Raw genomic sequence first — 15,290 nt, 5'->3', positions numbered from 1 at the left:
GCGAACGGCAAGTAGGGCAGCGGGCGCAAGGAAGATCGCCGCGGCTCGTTGTCTTGTTCTGGTATTACCTTAAATGCTTGATCTTCATGGTCATCTCCTTGTCACCGAATCAGGCGCTTAACGTCACAGCGCGCAAGACGCCTTTTGCCTGGCTGGATCAGGTATCCAATTCAAACAAATAAGGTAAAAATGGCCACAGTGATGCCTGGCTGCCGCCGTTTGCGGAGCAAGCGATGAGACAACGAGAGGCCGCCGGTGCGGCCGGCTGTTGCTCGCAGCAGCCAGGAATCCGACAATTGAAGGCGCGTTGAAATCTCTCTACGCGCGGACTCAGGCAATGTGCAAGGGAATGCCAGCGGATTCAAGTCTTGAACAACTGAAGATCAACGTGCGCGAGCATCAGAAAATGCTGGACATGGCACGACGGTCGCGGCCATGGCGAAGACGTCCGGACTTGCGCTCACAGACGTACGAACAACAAGGAGAGATATTTTGAATCAGATGCTCAAGATGTTTGATTTGTCGGGCAAGCGTGCGCTTGTCACCGGATCGAGTAGCGGGATTGGCTTCGCGCTCGCGCGCGGACTCGCGGGCGCCGGCGCGAAGGTTATCCTGAATGGCCGCAACGAGACCCGCCTTGCAGAAGCCGTGGTACGTTTGCGCGATGAAGGCATGACCGTCGATGCAATGAGTTTCGACGTGACGTCCCCGTCAGCGGTATCGGCAGCGATCGAAAAGATCGAACGTGAAGACGGTCCCATCGACATTCTCGTCAATAACGCCGGGATGCAGCGTCGCGCGCCTCTGGACCAGTTTTCGCACGAGCAGTGGCAAGAGTTGATGAAGACCAACGTGGACAGCGTGTTCCTGGTCGGGCAGGCGGTCGCACGCTTCATGATCACGCGTGGCGCCGGAAAGATCGTCAATATCTGCTCGGTTCAAAGCGAACTGGGGCGGCCCGACATCGCGGCCTATACGGCGACAAAAGGTGCGGTGAAAATGTTGACCAAGGGCATGGCGATCGACTGGGGCAAGCACGGCATCCAGGTGAACGGGCTCGGACCAGGCTACTTCAAGACCGAATTGACAGAGGCGCTCGTGAACAGCGAAACCTTTAGCGCATGGCTCATCGGGCGCACGCCGTCGCGGCGTTGGGGTGATGTCGAGGACCTGGTGGGCGCGGCAATATTTCTCACGAGTGCGGCCTCGAACTTCGTCAATGGACACATTCTTTATGTCGATGGCGGCGTGACGGCAACGCTTTAGTTTGAATCCGCTCTTCTGAAGAAGACAAAAAGCGCGTTGTGGGCACAGTGCCCATAACGCGCTTTTTAGTGTTCTTTTCAGCCGCGGATTGCCTTGGTTGTTGCGCAACTCCTCGACGCATCGATAAACGCGCGATCGCATGTGTCCTCTCTCACGGCTTGCTTGGTGCGCGCCTCAGCCATCAGAACCGCACGCGCCTTCTCGACTACGGTTGCCGCATCTGCCTGAATGTCCTTTTTCTCGCCCGCGCCGAGCATCCTCATTTTTCCCGGCACTTGCTCGAGTTTGATGTCGACGAAGAGCGCCTCAAGATAGCCGACTATTGCGAGGGAATTGCAGAGGACGCCGGCGTTCGAATTCGCGTGACGGGACATGCGCGATCAAAGGCGGATATCGAACTGTTCCGGCGTGCGGTCAGCAATCTGCTTGCGAACGCGGTGCGCTTTACGCCGCAGAACGCCGAGATCATGTTGTCGGTTGCCGAATGCGACGGCGCAGTGTGCGTTGAAGTGGTGAACGAAGGCGTTCCACTGGACGCGAAGCTGCTCGAACACGTCTTCGATCGGTTCTATCGTGCGAATCCGTCAAGGACCAGCGGTGCGTCGGCGAGCGGATCGACCGGGCTGGGACTGGCGATAGTGCGGACGATTATGGAACTGCACAGCGGCAAGGTACATGCGGAAAGTGAGCCGCATGGAACACGATTCGTCCTGACGTTTTCGCTGGTCAAATGAATTGCGGACTCGTGCGTGACGCAGGATAGCTAACGGCCACCGCTTCCGGAGTTTGGTACTGTACGGCTTCATTCCCGCTGCCGTCCTCCGGCCGATCAGATGCAACGTACATCCTTTGCTATCCGCGTTCTATTCGCTGTCTGCCTGCTTGGGGCGACCTTAAATCATGTGCGTGCCGATATCGAGCACGGCTTGCTCTGGGACTACGGGTTTGGCGGTGGCGCCGTGTTCGCAAGCCGCATCTATTGGAGCGCCTTAACGGTTTTAGATCCGCTTGCTGCCGTGCTCCTGTTCGTGAAGCCCCGGGCGGGGATCGGGTTGACGGCGCTCATCATCTTCAGCGACGTCATTCACAACACATACTATGTTGCGGTAAGCGATCAATGGACGAACCTGTTCTATCTCTCGCAGGTCGGATTTCTCGTCCTTGTATTCGCGCTGTCGCCTATCGCCTGGCGCGGCCTGCGATCAAGGACCCCGATTCGGGGAGGAGGAGCATGCGGTTGACGTTCGAACAACGATCCTCACTGCCAGTCAGCGCCTGCGAGGTCTGGTCCCGGGCCACGACGCCTGAAGGTATCAACGACGAATTGTTTCCCTGGCTACGCATGTCCGTGCCTGCCGCCATGCGCGGCAAGACTATTGACCAGCTACCGCTTGAGCAGCGCCTTGGTCGTAGCTGGCTTCTTGCGATGTGCGTGACGACCAGCCGCGTTCGGTGTCATGCCATCAGTTGGCGCTGGCGATCCGCCACGTTTTGCACCCGCGCTAACAGCGGGTACACTACGCCGATGTATGGCGAGTCCCACCCGTTCCTGGCCACTTCTCGCTGCGGCTAATCAGCCGGTCTTATGCAAAACGGCATCTCTTTCGATCTGAAAGCGCTCGAAGTCTTCGTGCTTGTCGTCGAATCCGGCGGCATGACCGCGGCTGGTCAACGACTCAGCATCACGCAATCCTCGGTTTCTCAAACGCTGTCGAACCTGGAACAAACACTCAATCTGCAGCTACTGGATCGCTCGCAGCGGCCCCCGATGCTGACACCCGTGGGGCGTCAGTTCTACAACCGGGCTTGTACGCTGCTGGATGACGCCAGGCATTTGAGTCAGGAGTTCCGCAAACCTCTCGGTGAACCGCTCAAGCATATTCGTATTGCACTGGTCGACTCCATGGCTACCAGCATCGGTGCCGATCTGCTGACTGCGATACGGCAGCGCACCGCCAACTGGTCGATGGTGACGGGTCAATCGCATCAGCATGCCGAAGCGTTGTTGTCCAGAAGGGTGGACATCATCATTTCCGACGACGTCGTGTCGAAGAACCCCTTGCTGTTTCGCCAGCGCATCCTGCGCGAACCATTTGTGCTGGTCTTGCCCGGCGACTTCAAAGGGCCCGTCCCCTCTCTGCGCAACCTCTTGGTCAGAGGCGACTTCATTCGCTACAGCAATACAACCGTCATTGGCCGAAGTATTGAAACCCAGTTGGAGAAATGGGGGATTCAACCGCCGCTGCGTCTGCAACTCGACAATACGGCCGCGATCATGTCCCTGGTGATGGCCAATGCGGGCTGGACCATCACCACGCCGCTGTGCTTGTTGCAGTCGGGACTGACTCCGGACAATAAGTTTTCTCGGGCGTTTCGCCTGTTCCCGATTCCCGGCGAGGAATTCTTCCGCGAACTGACCATGGTCGCCCGTCAAGACGATCTTGGCTTGCTGCCGCAGCAACTCGCCCAGGACAGCGTGGAATTGCTGAAAAATCGCTTCCTGCCGATCATTGAGTCGAACGCGCCGTGGCTGTTGCCCTCTATTGTGTTGGGCTGACCTGTTGAGCTGATGCGCGAGCTAACTTCAAAGCAGCGTAACGCCCGGCCTCAATTTTTCATAACGCAACTGGCGCAAATCCGCGACATTGATACCGGGCGCGGCCACCACCAGAATGTCGTCCGCCAGCGCGGCAAAGTCGGCCCGGAAATGCACTGAGCTCTTGAGAACGAGGATGCGGTAATGGGCAGGATCGGCGCCGACATGGCGAAACATGGCCTGATCGGCAGCTTGCTGTTTGCGGCTCGATACCACGATCTCAATGCCAAGTGGGCCGCCGCATCGCACCCGGACCATCGCCCCCAGATCCATGTGGCAACCAAGGTAGAACGGCCCTGTGCCGGTGAAACGACCCGTTCCAAGCGCAAGCACCTCAAACGGTGTTTGCAGCGGCCCCGCCCCCATCCCGCTAACTCCGCCCAGCGGCACATTGATAACAGCACCAATACCCGCGTGCGTGGCCGCTTCGACGAATCCGGCATCGCACAACACACCGGCGCAAACTCGCTGTGCTTTTTGTCGGAGCAGTTCGCGCAGGATATCGGTTGTATCGCCGCCCCCGCCCCCGCCCGGATTATCCTGGGTATCGGCCAGAATGATCGTGCCGCCCCCCGGTCGCAACCCCCACTCAAGCGCATGCGCGACCGCGTCGGCCGGGGCATAGAGACGCCCGCCGAAATCAGCTCGACTGGTCAGAACAGCCTGTGTCAAAGAGTCGACCGCCGCCTCGACCGCCATCCGGTCGCAGCCATAGGCAATCACGCTGGGCCCGCTGTGATGGATGTCGGCGAGCGGAAAACCCGGCACAAAGTCGGCCGCAAAAACGTGTTCCGACGCCAGCGATTCGCCAAGCGCCACCAAACCACGCATCGGTTCGGTCAAGGTGCTTTGCCACGGCATTGGAATCAGAAAAGGGATTTGGCGATAGCCCTTGTGCAGCACTTCACCGGCAAGCAACCGGTCGATCAACACCTGTGCACGCTGCCCTGTCTGCGCCATGTCGACATGCGGATAGCTACGGTAAGTGACCAGGCCGCTGGCATGTTCGATCATGGCCGGCGTGATATTGGCGTGAAAATCGAGCGCCGCGACGATCGGCATCGTGCCGCCGACTCTTTGACGCAGGCGTTGCAGCAACTCCCCCTCACCGTCCTCCAGATGCTCGCTCACCATGGCACCGTGCAGATCGAGAAACAGCGCGTCCAGCGGACCCGCATCACGGATCATCCGGTCGAGCATGAAGGCAATGGCTTCGAATGCATCCTGCGTCACTGGACCGCTCGGATTGGCCGAGGCCCACAATAGCGGGACCAGTTGGTGCGACGGGCGTGCAGCTTGTATGAACCCGTCTATCGCCAGATTGACGCCCGAGACTGCGCCGAATATCTCTTCGCCCACCAGCAAGCCCGGCCACGCATCCGCCTCGACGAAAGTAGCGAAACTCGCTCGGCTGGCGGCAAATGTATTCGTCTCATGTAAAAAGCCAGCGATCCCGATTCTTGCCACACCATCCCCTCGATAACACTGACTCATTGCAATAGGCGTTACAACAAGCCCTCGACCGCCGTCACGAAAACGCGGCTGTACTCGGCGGCACTGAACGGAATCGGGTTGGTCCCAGCCGATCCATCAGCCACTGCCATTTCACCGACCTTCGCCGCGTCGCGGCCATCGATGCCGATCTCGCCTAGCGTATGGGGAATGCCTAGCGTGTCGCGCATCATCAAGACCCAGTCGAGGAAGGAGGTGAACGACGGCTGTGCCAGTTCAAGGTAGCGCGCCAACAATTCGATCCGTTCCGCGATAACCGATTCGTTGGCCTTCAGCACATACGGCATCAAGATGGCGTTGAGCATGCCGTGGTGGGCGTCATACAGCGCGCCCAGGGGATGCGCCAGCGCATGCATTGCACCCAGGCCGCGCTGGAACGCTGTGGCGCCCATGCTCGACGCCACCAGCATTTGCAGGCGCGCGTCGAGGTCCTGGCCGTCTTTCACCGCACGCGGCAGGAACTGCTTGATCAGGCGAATACCTTCTACCGCGATGCCTGTCGCCATCGGATGATAAAACGGCGAACAATAGGCTTCGAGGTTATGCGAGAGGGCGTCCATGCCGGTCGCCGCCGTCAGCTTCGCCGGCAGGCCCACCGTCAACTCAGGGTCGAGGATGACGACCGCGGGCAGCATGTTCGCGTGGAATATGATCCGTTTCACATGGGCGTGATCGTCGGTGATCACCGACGCACGGCCGACTTCCGAGCCGGTCCCGGCCGTGGTCGGCACAGCCACCACGGGCGCCATGCCAGACACATTGACGCGCAGATAGTTGTCGCCGACATCTTCGAAATCCCAGAGCGGACGATCCTGCCCAACCATCAGCGCCACAGCCTTGGCCGCATCCAGGGCTGAGCCGCCGCCGAAGGCGATCACACCGTCATGGCCGCCAGCTTTGAAGATCGCCACGCCATCGTCGGCATTCTTGCCAGTTGGATTGCCCTTGATATCGTGAAACAGCCCGCACTCCAGGCCGGCGGACCGGCAGTGATCCAATGTGCTCCCGATCAGCGGCAACGCCGCCAGACCCGGGTCGGTAATCAGCAGCGGCCGGCGCATGCCCAGGCTTTTACACCATTGCGGCAATTCGCTGATCCGGCCTGCGCCGACCTTGACTGCTGTCGGGTAGTTCCAGTTTGCGGAGGGAAGTGACGGATGTGACATACGAAATTCCTTCGATGATCCGTTCAGAGACGGGTTTTCAGATGAAAAGATTTGGGTCGCGTCAGGTGCTCGTAACCGATCGCCGACAAGGTCACGCCTCGGCCGGTATTCTTCACCCCGGTCCAGGCTAGCGCAGGGTCGAGATAGTCGCAGCGGTTCATAAAGAACGTACCGGTTTCGACACGCCGGCCGATGGATAGAGCGGCGTCTTCGTCGCTCGTAAACACACTCGCCGTCAAACCGTAGGGGCTGTCGTTCATCAGTTCGATCGCTTGTTCATCTCCGGACACCGGCATGATGCCGACCACCGGTCCGAAACACTCATCGTTCATCAGCGTCATGCCGTGATCGACATCCACGAACACACCCGGCGCCACATAAGGTGTGCCGGCGCGCGATAGTCCGAACTGGCTTTCGTCGATCAGATTTCTAGCGCCTTTGGAAAGTGCCTCGGCGATCACCGCCCGCACCCCGTCGGCTGCCGCGGTACGGACTACCGGCCCCAGGGTGGTTTGCGCATCGAGCGGATTGCCCAGCACATACTGATTTGTCAGCGCGACGGCACGCTCGATAAAATCCTTGTACAGAGGCTCAGCCACATAAATTCGCTGGATACCGCAGCATGACTGGCCCGAGTTGAAGAAGGCGCCGTCGACCAGCGTCTCCACTGCGTAGTCGATATTGGCATCGCTTCGCACATAGGCCGGATCATTGCCGCCCAATTCCAGCCCAACCCCGATAAAGCGGCCGGCCGCAGCTTCCTCGACGATGCGCCCCCCGCCCACCGAACCGGTGAAACAGACGAAGCCGATTTCGTTCGCGTGTATCAATCGACGCACACGTTCATGATCCACATGCAGGTACTGGAACACACCCTCGGGCAACTCAGCCTGGACAAACGCTTGATGGATGAGTTCGGCGCACAAAGGTGTTTGGTCGGAGTGCTTAAGAATAACCGCATTACCCGCCAACAAAGCCGGGACGATACTGTTGACTGCCGTCAGCAAGGGGTAGTTCCATGGCGCGATAGTGAGCACCACGCCAACCGGTTCACGCGAAATAAAACGGGTAAAGCCTTCCTGCGGCGCCACTTGCACGAGCTTCAATGCGTCTTCTGCAATCGCCATCATATGGCGCGCCCGTGAAGCAAAGCCGTCCACTTCGCCGGCGGTGTAGCGCAGCGGGCGTCCCATCTGGCGTGTAATCGCCTCGGCGATAGTTGCCTTGTTCTGGACGAAGTGTTCGACGGCACGGCCAACCAGCGCCAGTCGCTCCGACAGCGGTCGTGCGGCCCACGCCTTCTGGGCAGTTTTTGCGCGCTGTAGGGTCTGCTCGATCTGCGACTCGCTCGCATACGGTCGGCGCACGAATTCGCTGCCGTCGATCGGGCTAATGGTAATCAGGTCTTCTTTCATAGTGGGCTTGGACTTTTAGACTCAGATAATCTCGAAATAGCGGGCCAATTCCCAATCGGTCACATGCCGACGAAACTGTCGCTCTTCCCACTCGCGGGTCGCAACAAAATGCTCGACGAACGCTTCGCCAAACAAGGTCTTCGCCGCTTCGGAGTGGCGCAGCCGCTGTGCGGACTCCCACAGGGTGCAAGGCAATTTCAGATGGGCGGGGAACTCCTGCGTATAGGCGTTGCCCTCGACAATTTGTCCCGGATCCAGGCCCTGTTCAATCCCGTGCAAGCCGGCACCCAACGCCGCTGCCAATGCAATGTAGGGGTTAGCGTCGGCGGAACCGATGCGAACTTCAACACGCTGCGATTTTTCCGAACCCGGGATCAGGCGCAACGCCGTGGTCCGGTTCTCGACGCCCCACGTTGCATCGAGTGGCGCCCAGTAGCCCGGCACCAACCGTGAATAGCTATTGACGGTCTGCGCGAACATCGACATGAATTCGGGCAGGTAGCGTTGCACGCCCGCCATGAAACTGGCTTGCTTGGCGCTCATGTTATAAGGACGGCTTCCGTCGTAAAACGCTGACTTGCCGGTATTCGTCTCGCGCAAGGACAAGTGGATGTGGCCGCTCTGTCCTGGGTGGTCATGCGACCATTTCGCCATGAAGGTCGCCATCAGATTGTTTTTCTGAGCCAGCGCCTTGGTAAAGGTTTTGAACAACATTGCCTTGTCCGCCATCTCGGCCGCGCCGTCGACCGCAAGCGCAGCCTCCAGCACGCCAGGACCGGTTTCGGTATGCAGGCCCTCGATCGGCATGTCCATCTGCTCGCACATATCGAGCAATTGCCGGTAAAAATCGCCTTCGACCGTACTGCGCAGCACTGAGTAGCCGAAATTGCCCGGTGTCCAGTTCTTCAAGTCACGGTAATTTTTTTCACGTACCGAATGCGGCGTCTCCTCGAACATGAAGAATTCATATTCAAGCGCGGCAGAAACCCCGAACCCCATATCGCTTGCGCGCTTCAATACGCGTTGCAATAAGCCCCGTGGGCAAATTGCTTCGGCATCCCCAACAAATTCGGCAAGGAAGAACAGCATATCTTCGCCGTCACCCTGTTCCAGCGGCAAACGCCGGCAGCTCTGCGGAACGATACGCACCATGGCGTCCGGATAGGCGGTGTGCCAGCCGGTGTATTTCGTGTTGTCGTACATTTGATCGTCTGAGTCCCAACCCAGTACGACATTGCAGAAAGCGAATCCCGCACGCAGTGCCCCGAGGAATTTATCTTTGCGCAGATACTTTCCTCGCAGAATGCCATCGATATCGGACAGACCGACTTTGATATGTGTCAGCCGGCTCGCCTCTACCAGGCGAATCGCATCTTCCACTGTCTTGATTGCCCGTTCGGGCTTCACCTGCGCATCCATATTCAGTGTCTCCGTGTTATCGATTTTTTTACGGTTAAACCATCTTAGAAACGAGAAAGTTCCAGATCAACAACAATCGGTATTCGTTATGGTGATGATCGGCTGGGGTAATACTCGATGGTGTGTGGCCGTCAAAGTCTGAGCGGCGTTCCGTGCCCGTTGCAGCACTGTTCGGCAAGAAGCAGCTTGCTTACCTCTGCTCCACGACGTAAACGAGGCCTGCGAATCGGCGTAATTGACACGTGCTGCGCGGGTGGCCGGCTGGGCTCACTACTGGTGCGAGCCCGCCCAATCTCCGCTCGTTCAGCGCCACATTAGGGCGTTCTACCGCTGCCGAGCTCGCTGGCAACTCTGCATACAAATCTATCGGAAGCTCACCCAATAAGGCTTTCATTCCATTGGCACAACTCTTGTATATGAATTTCGAAACTTGTACACAAGAGGAAATACCAGATGCTCGGATGGACTATTCCCGACTGGAAACGTGCATACGAAACCGGTACTACGCCAGTGGAACTACTTCACGAACTCAGGGCGTCGCTCTCTGCAGACGATCCCGCCTGGATTTCGATCGTGTCAGCTTCCGGGCTGGATGCTCGCCTGACCAAGCTCGCTCAAAAGCTCGATGCCGTTGGCGGCGATAAAAACCTCCTCCCGTTGTACGGCGTGCCGTTTGCGGCCAAAGACAACATCGACGCCGAAGGGTTCGAGACAACGGCCGCTTGTCGCGCGTTTGCCTACTCACCGGACAAGGACGCGACGATCGTTCGGCGATTGACTGATGCCGGTGCGATCATCGTAGGGAAGACCAATCTCGACCAGTTTGCAACGGGCCTCGTCGGTGTTCGATCAGCCTACGGAGTGCCAACTAATACGTTCAACGCCGCCTTTGTGTCGGGAGGGTCGAGTTCCGGCTCGGCTTCGGTCGTGGCGCGCGGTCTTGTACCGTTCGCGCTGGGAACGGACACCGCAGGCTCTGGACGGGTTCCTGCTGGTTTGAACAACATCGTCGGCATCAAGCCCACGCGCGGCGCATTTAGCAATACCGGGGTCATCCCCGCGTGCCGTACGTTGGATTGCGTGTCGGTGTTCGCGATGACCATGGGTGACGCGATGTCCGTGTATGACGTTGCGGCTGTCATCGATCTTGAAGATGGCCTTTCGCGTGCCGCACCGGAAGCGTCGCGCAATTGGCGTATGCCGGCTGCTGCGCACATAGCCGTTCCTGCGCAGCCAGAATTTTTTGGCGATGATCTTGCCTCGCAAGCTTTTCAGGTTGCGATCGGCCAGCTAGAGGCTCGTGGTGCGACCTGCGTGCCGATCGACTTCACCCTGTTCGACCAAGTTGCTGCGTTGCTATACGACGGCCCTTGGGTCGCGGAACGCTTCGCCGCCATTCGCGAGTTCGCGACTACGCACGAAGCCGATATCCACCCGGTCGTGCGTGACATCATTTTCAAAGCCAGGGAATTTTCAGCCGCCGATGTTTTTGATGGCGTATACAAACTCGCCGATCTCAAACGCCGCGCCGACGCGCTGCTTGCGGGATTCGACGCCATGCTTGTGCCGACCGCTCCCACGCATTATCGAATTGCTGATGTCCAGACGGATCCCGTGCGTTTGAATAGCAACCTGGGCAAATACACCAACTTCGTCAACTTACTCGATTGGAGCGCGGTTTCTGTCCCGGCAAGTATTCGCGAAGACGGCTTGCCCTTCGGCATTACGCTCATCGGCGACGCGTGGCAGGAGCGAGGACTGGCCGCATTTGCCGAGCATTGGCATATCAGTACCGGTCTCACACGCGGCGCGACCGGCCTGGCGTTGAATCCTGCCGATGCAACGTTGTCAGCGAATGGCATTGCACCTGCAAATATGAACACGATCCGCGTCGCGGTCGTGGGAGCGCATCTGCGTGGAATGCCGCTCAATCATGAACTGGTCAGTCGCGGGGCAAGCTTCGTTGCTAGCACGACTACAGCATCCAACTATCAACTGTTTGCACTGGCCAATACCACACCGCCTAAGCCCGGCTTGATGCGTTCCGATAGCGGGGCACCGATCCAGCTTGAACTATGGGACATGCCCATTGCCGAGTTCGGTTCCTTTGTGGCCGGTGTCGCGGCACCCCTGGGAATCGGTACCGTCAGGCTCGCGGATGGAACCGATGTCAAAGGCTTCATCTGTGAGTCCGCTGGATTGGACCAGGCCGCCGACATCACCAGGTTCGGAGGCTGGGTAAACTACCTCGCCGACAAAAGCGGGACGACCACGCCATCCCACTCCTGATCGGGGACTTCCATGTTCCACACCGTATTGATCGCTAATCGCGGCGAGATAGCCTGTCGTATTGCGCGCACGCTGAGACGCATGAACGTTCGCTCGGTTGCCGTCTACTCGGACGCCGACCGCAATAGCCTTCATGTCTCCTCTGCCGACGTTGCAATATCGCTTGGCGGTCACGCCGCGGCCGAAAGCTATCTACGGATGGATCTCATCATTGATGCGGCGAAACGAAGCGGTGCTCAGGCGATTATTCCAGGCTACGGTTTTCTCTCGGAGAACGCCGAGTTCGCGGCACGTTGCGAGGCCGAAGGCATTGCGTTCGTGGGACCGACTCCGCAGCAAATGGAACAGTTTGGGCTGAAGCATGCCGCTCGCGAGCTTGCAGAACTGGCCGGTGTACCCCTGACCCCCGGATCTGGCCTGCTTGCGGACGTGTCTGCCGCACAGCAAGAGGCGGCCCGGATCGGCTACCCCGTCATGCTGAAAAGTACGGCCGGAGGCGGTGGCATTGGCCTCACGCGATGCAATGACGAAGCCGAGTTGATTGCCGCGTTCGAGTCAGTCAAGCGATTGGGGCAGTCGTTCTTTGCAAACGCGGGTGTATTCGTCGAGCGCTTTGTCGACCGGGCTCGTCATGTTGAAGTGCAAATCTTTGGAGACGGCCGGGGTAACGTCGTCGCGCTCGGCGAACGAGATTGCTCGTTGCAACGGCGCAATCAAAAAGTCGTCGAGGAAACGCCTGCGCCGAATTTGTCGGATGCTGTTCGGCAACGGCTGTGGGCCGCTGCGGAGAACCTGGGCCGTTCGGTTTCGTACCGGTCGGCCGGTACGGTCGAGTTTATTTACGACGCGCCTCAGGAGGCGTTCTACTTCCTCGAGGTGAACACGCGGTTGCAGGTCGAACACGCGATCACCGAAAGCGTGACCGGTATCGATCTGGTCGAATGGATGATCCTGACCGCTGCCGGCGATCCGCCTGCATTGGACCGTCCGATCATCCCGCAAGGGGCCGCGATCGAAGTTCGAGTCTATGCAGAAAATGCGCTGCGTAACTTCGCGCCGAGTCCCGGCACGCTGACCGAAGTCAGCTTCCCTCCCGATATCCGCGTAGACGGCTGGGTCGAAACCGGGACGGAGGTGTCCGCTCACTACGACCCCATGATCGCGAAGCTCATTGTGCATGGCGCTGATCGCGCGGCGGCCATTGCAGCGATGACCCGCGCACTCGCTGAAACACGGCTGGCCGGTATCGCGACAAATCTGGATTACTTGCGGCAGGTGGTGGCAAGTGAGGGCTTTCGCACGGGCAATGTCTCAACCCGCTTTCTCGATGCGTTCGAGTATCGGCCGCGCGCTATCGAGGTATTAGACGCGGGCACTTATACCTCTATCCAGGATTATCCCGGCCGGGTCGGGTACTGGAATATCGGTGTGCCACCGTCGGGGCCAATGGACGACTGGGCATTCAGGGTGGCGAACCGGATCGTCGGCAACCAGCCGCATGCTGCGGGCATTGAAACGACGGTGCTTGGACCTGCGCTGCGGTTTCATTGCGACACGATAGTCGCCTTGACTGGCGCTCCGACCGATGCGACGCTGGATGGAGAACCAGTATTATTCTGGATACCTATCAATATAAAAGCAGGTCAGACCCTGCGCATTGGCAAAGCGACCAGCGGATGCCGAACCTATCTCGCGGTGCGCAACGGCCTGGACGTTCCGCTGTATCTCGGCAGCCGCGCCACATTTGCGCTCGGACAATTTGGCGGCCATGCAGGCCGTACTTTGCGCCCGGCAGACGTCCTGACAATTGCTGATCCAAGCTTGCCCGCGACGGCTGACCTTGCGCCTCTGTACGCGCCAGCGCCTCTGCCAGATTCTCTCGTACCAGGTTACGGGCGCACGTGGGACATCGGAGTCTTATACGGGCCGCATGGTGCCCCTGACTTCTTCACACCGGAATCAATCGATACATTCTTTGCGAGCGAGTGGGACGTCCACTACAACTCGAACCGTCTGGGCATTCGGCTGAACGGTCCGAAGCCTCAATGGACACGTTCTGACGGTGGCGAAGCGGGGTTGCATCCATCGAACGTGCACGACTGTGAGTACGCGATCGGCAGTGTCAATTTCACGGGCGACATGCCGGTGATCCTGACTCGCGATGGTCCGAGCCTCGGCGGATTTGTTTGCGCCGTGACCATCGCCAAGGCTGAATTGTGGAAGGTGGGACAGGTCAAGCCGGGTGACAAGATTCGCTTTCGCGAAATGACGTTCGACGATGCGCTCGCGCTGGAGCAGGCGCAGGACGCCTTTATCGCGGGATGGGACGCCTCGGTGCTCGCACGTCCAGATGCAAGCTCTGAGCGCGGTTCGCCAATCCTGTTTGAGATGGCTGCGTCCGGCGAGCGTCCCAAGACGGTCTTCCGCCAAGCGGGCGACAAGTACATCCTGATCGAATACGGCGAGAACGTTCTCGATCTCAATCACCGCTTCCGCATCCACGCGTTGATGGAGGCTTTGAAAAATAGTCCGGTGAATGGCGTGTGTGAGCTCTCTCCGGGCGTGCGTTCCTTGCAGGTACGTTTCGACAGCCGGGTGATCCATCAACGGACTCTCGTTGATGCCCTTGCCGATACGGATGCAACACTGGCCGGCATCTCCACCATGACGGTGCCTAGCCGTGTTGTCTACTTGCCAATGGCTTATGAGGACTCCGCGACACTCGACGCAGTGGCGCGTTATCGGCAATCAGTGCGCGACACGGCCCCTTGGTTGCCCAGTAACACCGAGTTCATCCGGCGCATCAATGGCCTGAAATACGGCAATGCGGTACGCGATACCATTTTCAAAACCAGCTACATGGTTCTCGGGCTTGGCGACGTGTACCTGGGCGCTCCCTGCGCCGTCCCCGTTGACCCCCGGCATCGCTTGGTGACGTCGAAGTACAACCCGGCGCGTACATACACTGCAGAGGGCACGGTGGGCATCGGCGGCGTCTATATGTGCATCTACGGAATGGATTCGCCTGGCGGCTATCAACTGGTTGGACGCACGTTACCCATCTGGAACAAGTTCCTCAAGAACGAGATGTTTGTCGATGGCAAACCCTGGCTGCTCAGATTCTTCGATCAAGTGCGCTTTTATCCGGTGAGCGAGAGCGAGCTCGATGTGCTTAGAGACGGATTCAGGGAAGGGCGGTGCGGCATCCGGATAGAAGAGGAGGTTTTTGATCTCGGCGCATACAACAACTTCCTCGAAAGTATTGCGCCGGAACTCGAGGTCTTCAGGGCCGGGCAGAAACTCGCATTTGACGCTGAGGTCGCGCATTGGGCCGCCGATACTGTGGCTGGTACTCACGCATCGGCCGTGACCGACACTGCCGGGGAGTTGATCGAAGTAGCCGAGCTGTCAGGCTTTGTTGTCTCGGCCGATATTACGGGCAATGTATGGAAGCTCATGGCGGATCCCGGCTCGCGCGTGAATGCCGGCGACCCTCTTTTGATCCTTGAGGCAATGAAAATGGAGTTTCATGTCGCGGCGCCGCACGATGGCATCGTGGGAACATTCCATTGCAAGCCCGGTATGATGATCAACGCTGGGGATCCTTTGGTCTCACTCGAATAATCG

Annotated in this window: 10 protein-coding genes; 6 read left to right on the top strand and 4 right to left on the bottom strand. The window is 58.8% G+C overall.

Going from position 1 to position 15,290, the window contains the following annotated elements:
* The first annotated feature begins 501 nt into the window (after nt 1–501).
* The 4 genes from BSU04_RS14800 to BSU04_RS14785 all read left to right on the top strand — a co-directional run bounded on the left by BSU04_RS14800 (nt 502) and on the right by BSU04_RS14785 (nt 3,823).
* Nucleotides 502–1,266, top strand: coding sequence for an SDR family NAD(P)-dependent oxidoreductase (locus BSU04_RS14800; protein WP_256982781.1), 765 nt, complete (start codon nt 502–504; stop codon nt 1,264–1,266).
* A 68-nt stretch (nt 1,267–1,334) separates the two neighbouring features.
* Nucleotides 1,335–2,000 (top strand): ATP-binding protein, encoded by a 666-nt coding sequence (locus tag BSU04_RS14795; protein WP_373452834.1) that lies wholly within the window; start codon nt 1,335–1,337, stop codon nt 1,998–2,000.
* 99 nt (nt 2,001–2,099) lie between these two features.
* Entirely contained in the window at nt 2,100–2,507 is a 408-nt protein-coding gene (locus tag BSU04_RS14790; RefSeq protein WP_089161300.1) for a hypothetical protein, read from the top strand.
* Nucleotides 2,508–2,851: 344 nt separating this feature from the next.
* On the top strand, nt 2,852–3,823 hold the full coding sequence (locus BSU04_RS14785; protein ID WP_089161299.1) for a LysR family transcriptional regulator: 972 nt from the start codon (nt 2,852–2,854) through the stop codon (nt 3,821–3,823).
* Between the two features lie 27 nt (nt 3,824–3,850).
* On the opposite strand, the gene BSU04_RS14780 is transcribed toward BSU04_RS14785, so the two are convergent.
* The 4 genes from BSU04_RS14780 to BSU04_RS14765 are packed head-to-tail and all read right to left on the bottom strand — an operon-like array spanning nt 3,851 to nt 9,374.
* The gene (locus tag BSU04_RS14780; RefSeq protein ID WP_089161298.1) at nt 3,851–5,356 is read right to left on the bottom strand and encodes a M81 family metallopeptidase; all 1,506 of its coding nucleotides are present in this window, start codon (nt 5,354–5,356) and stop codon (nt 3,851–3,853) included.
* Between the two features lie 11 nt (nt 5,357–5,367).
* Nucleotides 5,368–6,540 carry an iron-containing alcohol dehydrogenase gene (locus tag BSU04_RS14775; protein ID WP_089161297.1) on the bottom strand — a complete coding sequence of 391 codons (1,173 nt, stop codon included), beginning with the start codon at nt 6,538–6,540 and terminating at the stop codon, nt 5,368–5,370.
* Nucleotides 6,541–6,563: 23 nt separating this feature from the next.
* Nucleotides 6,564–7,955 carry an aldehyde dehydrogenase family protein gene (locus BSU04_RS14770; protein ID WP_089161296.1) on the bottom strand — a complete coding sequence of 464 codons (1,392 nt, stop codon included), beginning with the start codon at nt 7,953–7,955 and terminating at the stop codon, nt 6,564–6,566.
* A gap of 21 nt (nt 7,956–7,976) precedes the next feature.
* On the bottom strand, nt 7,977–9,374 hold the full coding sequence (locus tag BSU04_RS14765) for a glutamine synthetase family protein (protein WP_179258322.1): 1,398 nt from the start codon (nt 9,372–9,374) through the stop codon (nt 7,977–7,979).
* A 453-nt stretch (nt 9,375–9,827) separates the two neighbouring features.
* Between BSU04_RS14765 and atzF the strand changes: the two genes are divergently transcribed.
* Entirely contained in the window at nt 9,828–11,663 is a 1,836-nt protein-coding gene (gene atzF, locus BSU04_RS14760; protein ID WP_089161295.1) for an allophanate hydrolase, read from the top strand.
* Between the two features lie 12 nt (nt 11,664–11,675).
* The gene (gene uca, locus BSU04_RS14755; RefSeq protein WP_089161294.1) at nt 11,676–15,287 is read left to right on the top strand and encodes an urea carboxylase; all 3,612 of its coding nucleotides are present in this window, start codon (nt 11,676–11,678) and stop codon (nt 15,285–15,287) included.
* Nucleotides 15,288–15,290: the final 3 nt, after the last annotated feature.

It is taken from the genome of Caballeronia sordidicola, from assembly GCF_002220365.1.
Taxonomy (GTDB): Bacteria; Pseudomonadota; Gammaproteobacteria; order Burkholderiales; family Burkholderiaceae; genus Caballeronia; species Caballeronia sordidicola_C.
The sequence above is the reverse complement of the archived record's forward strand: the minus strand, read 5'-3'. Positions and strand labels throughout refer to the sequence as shown.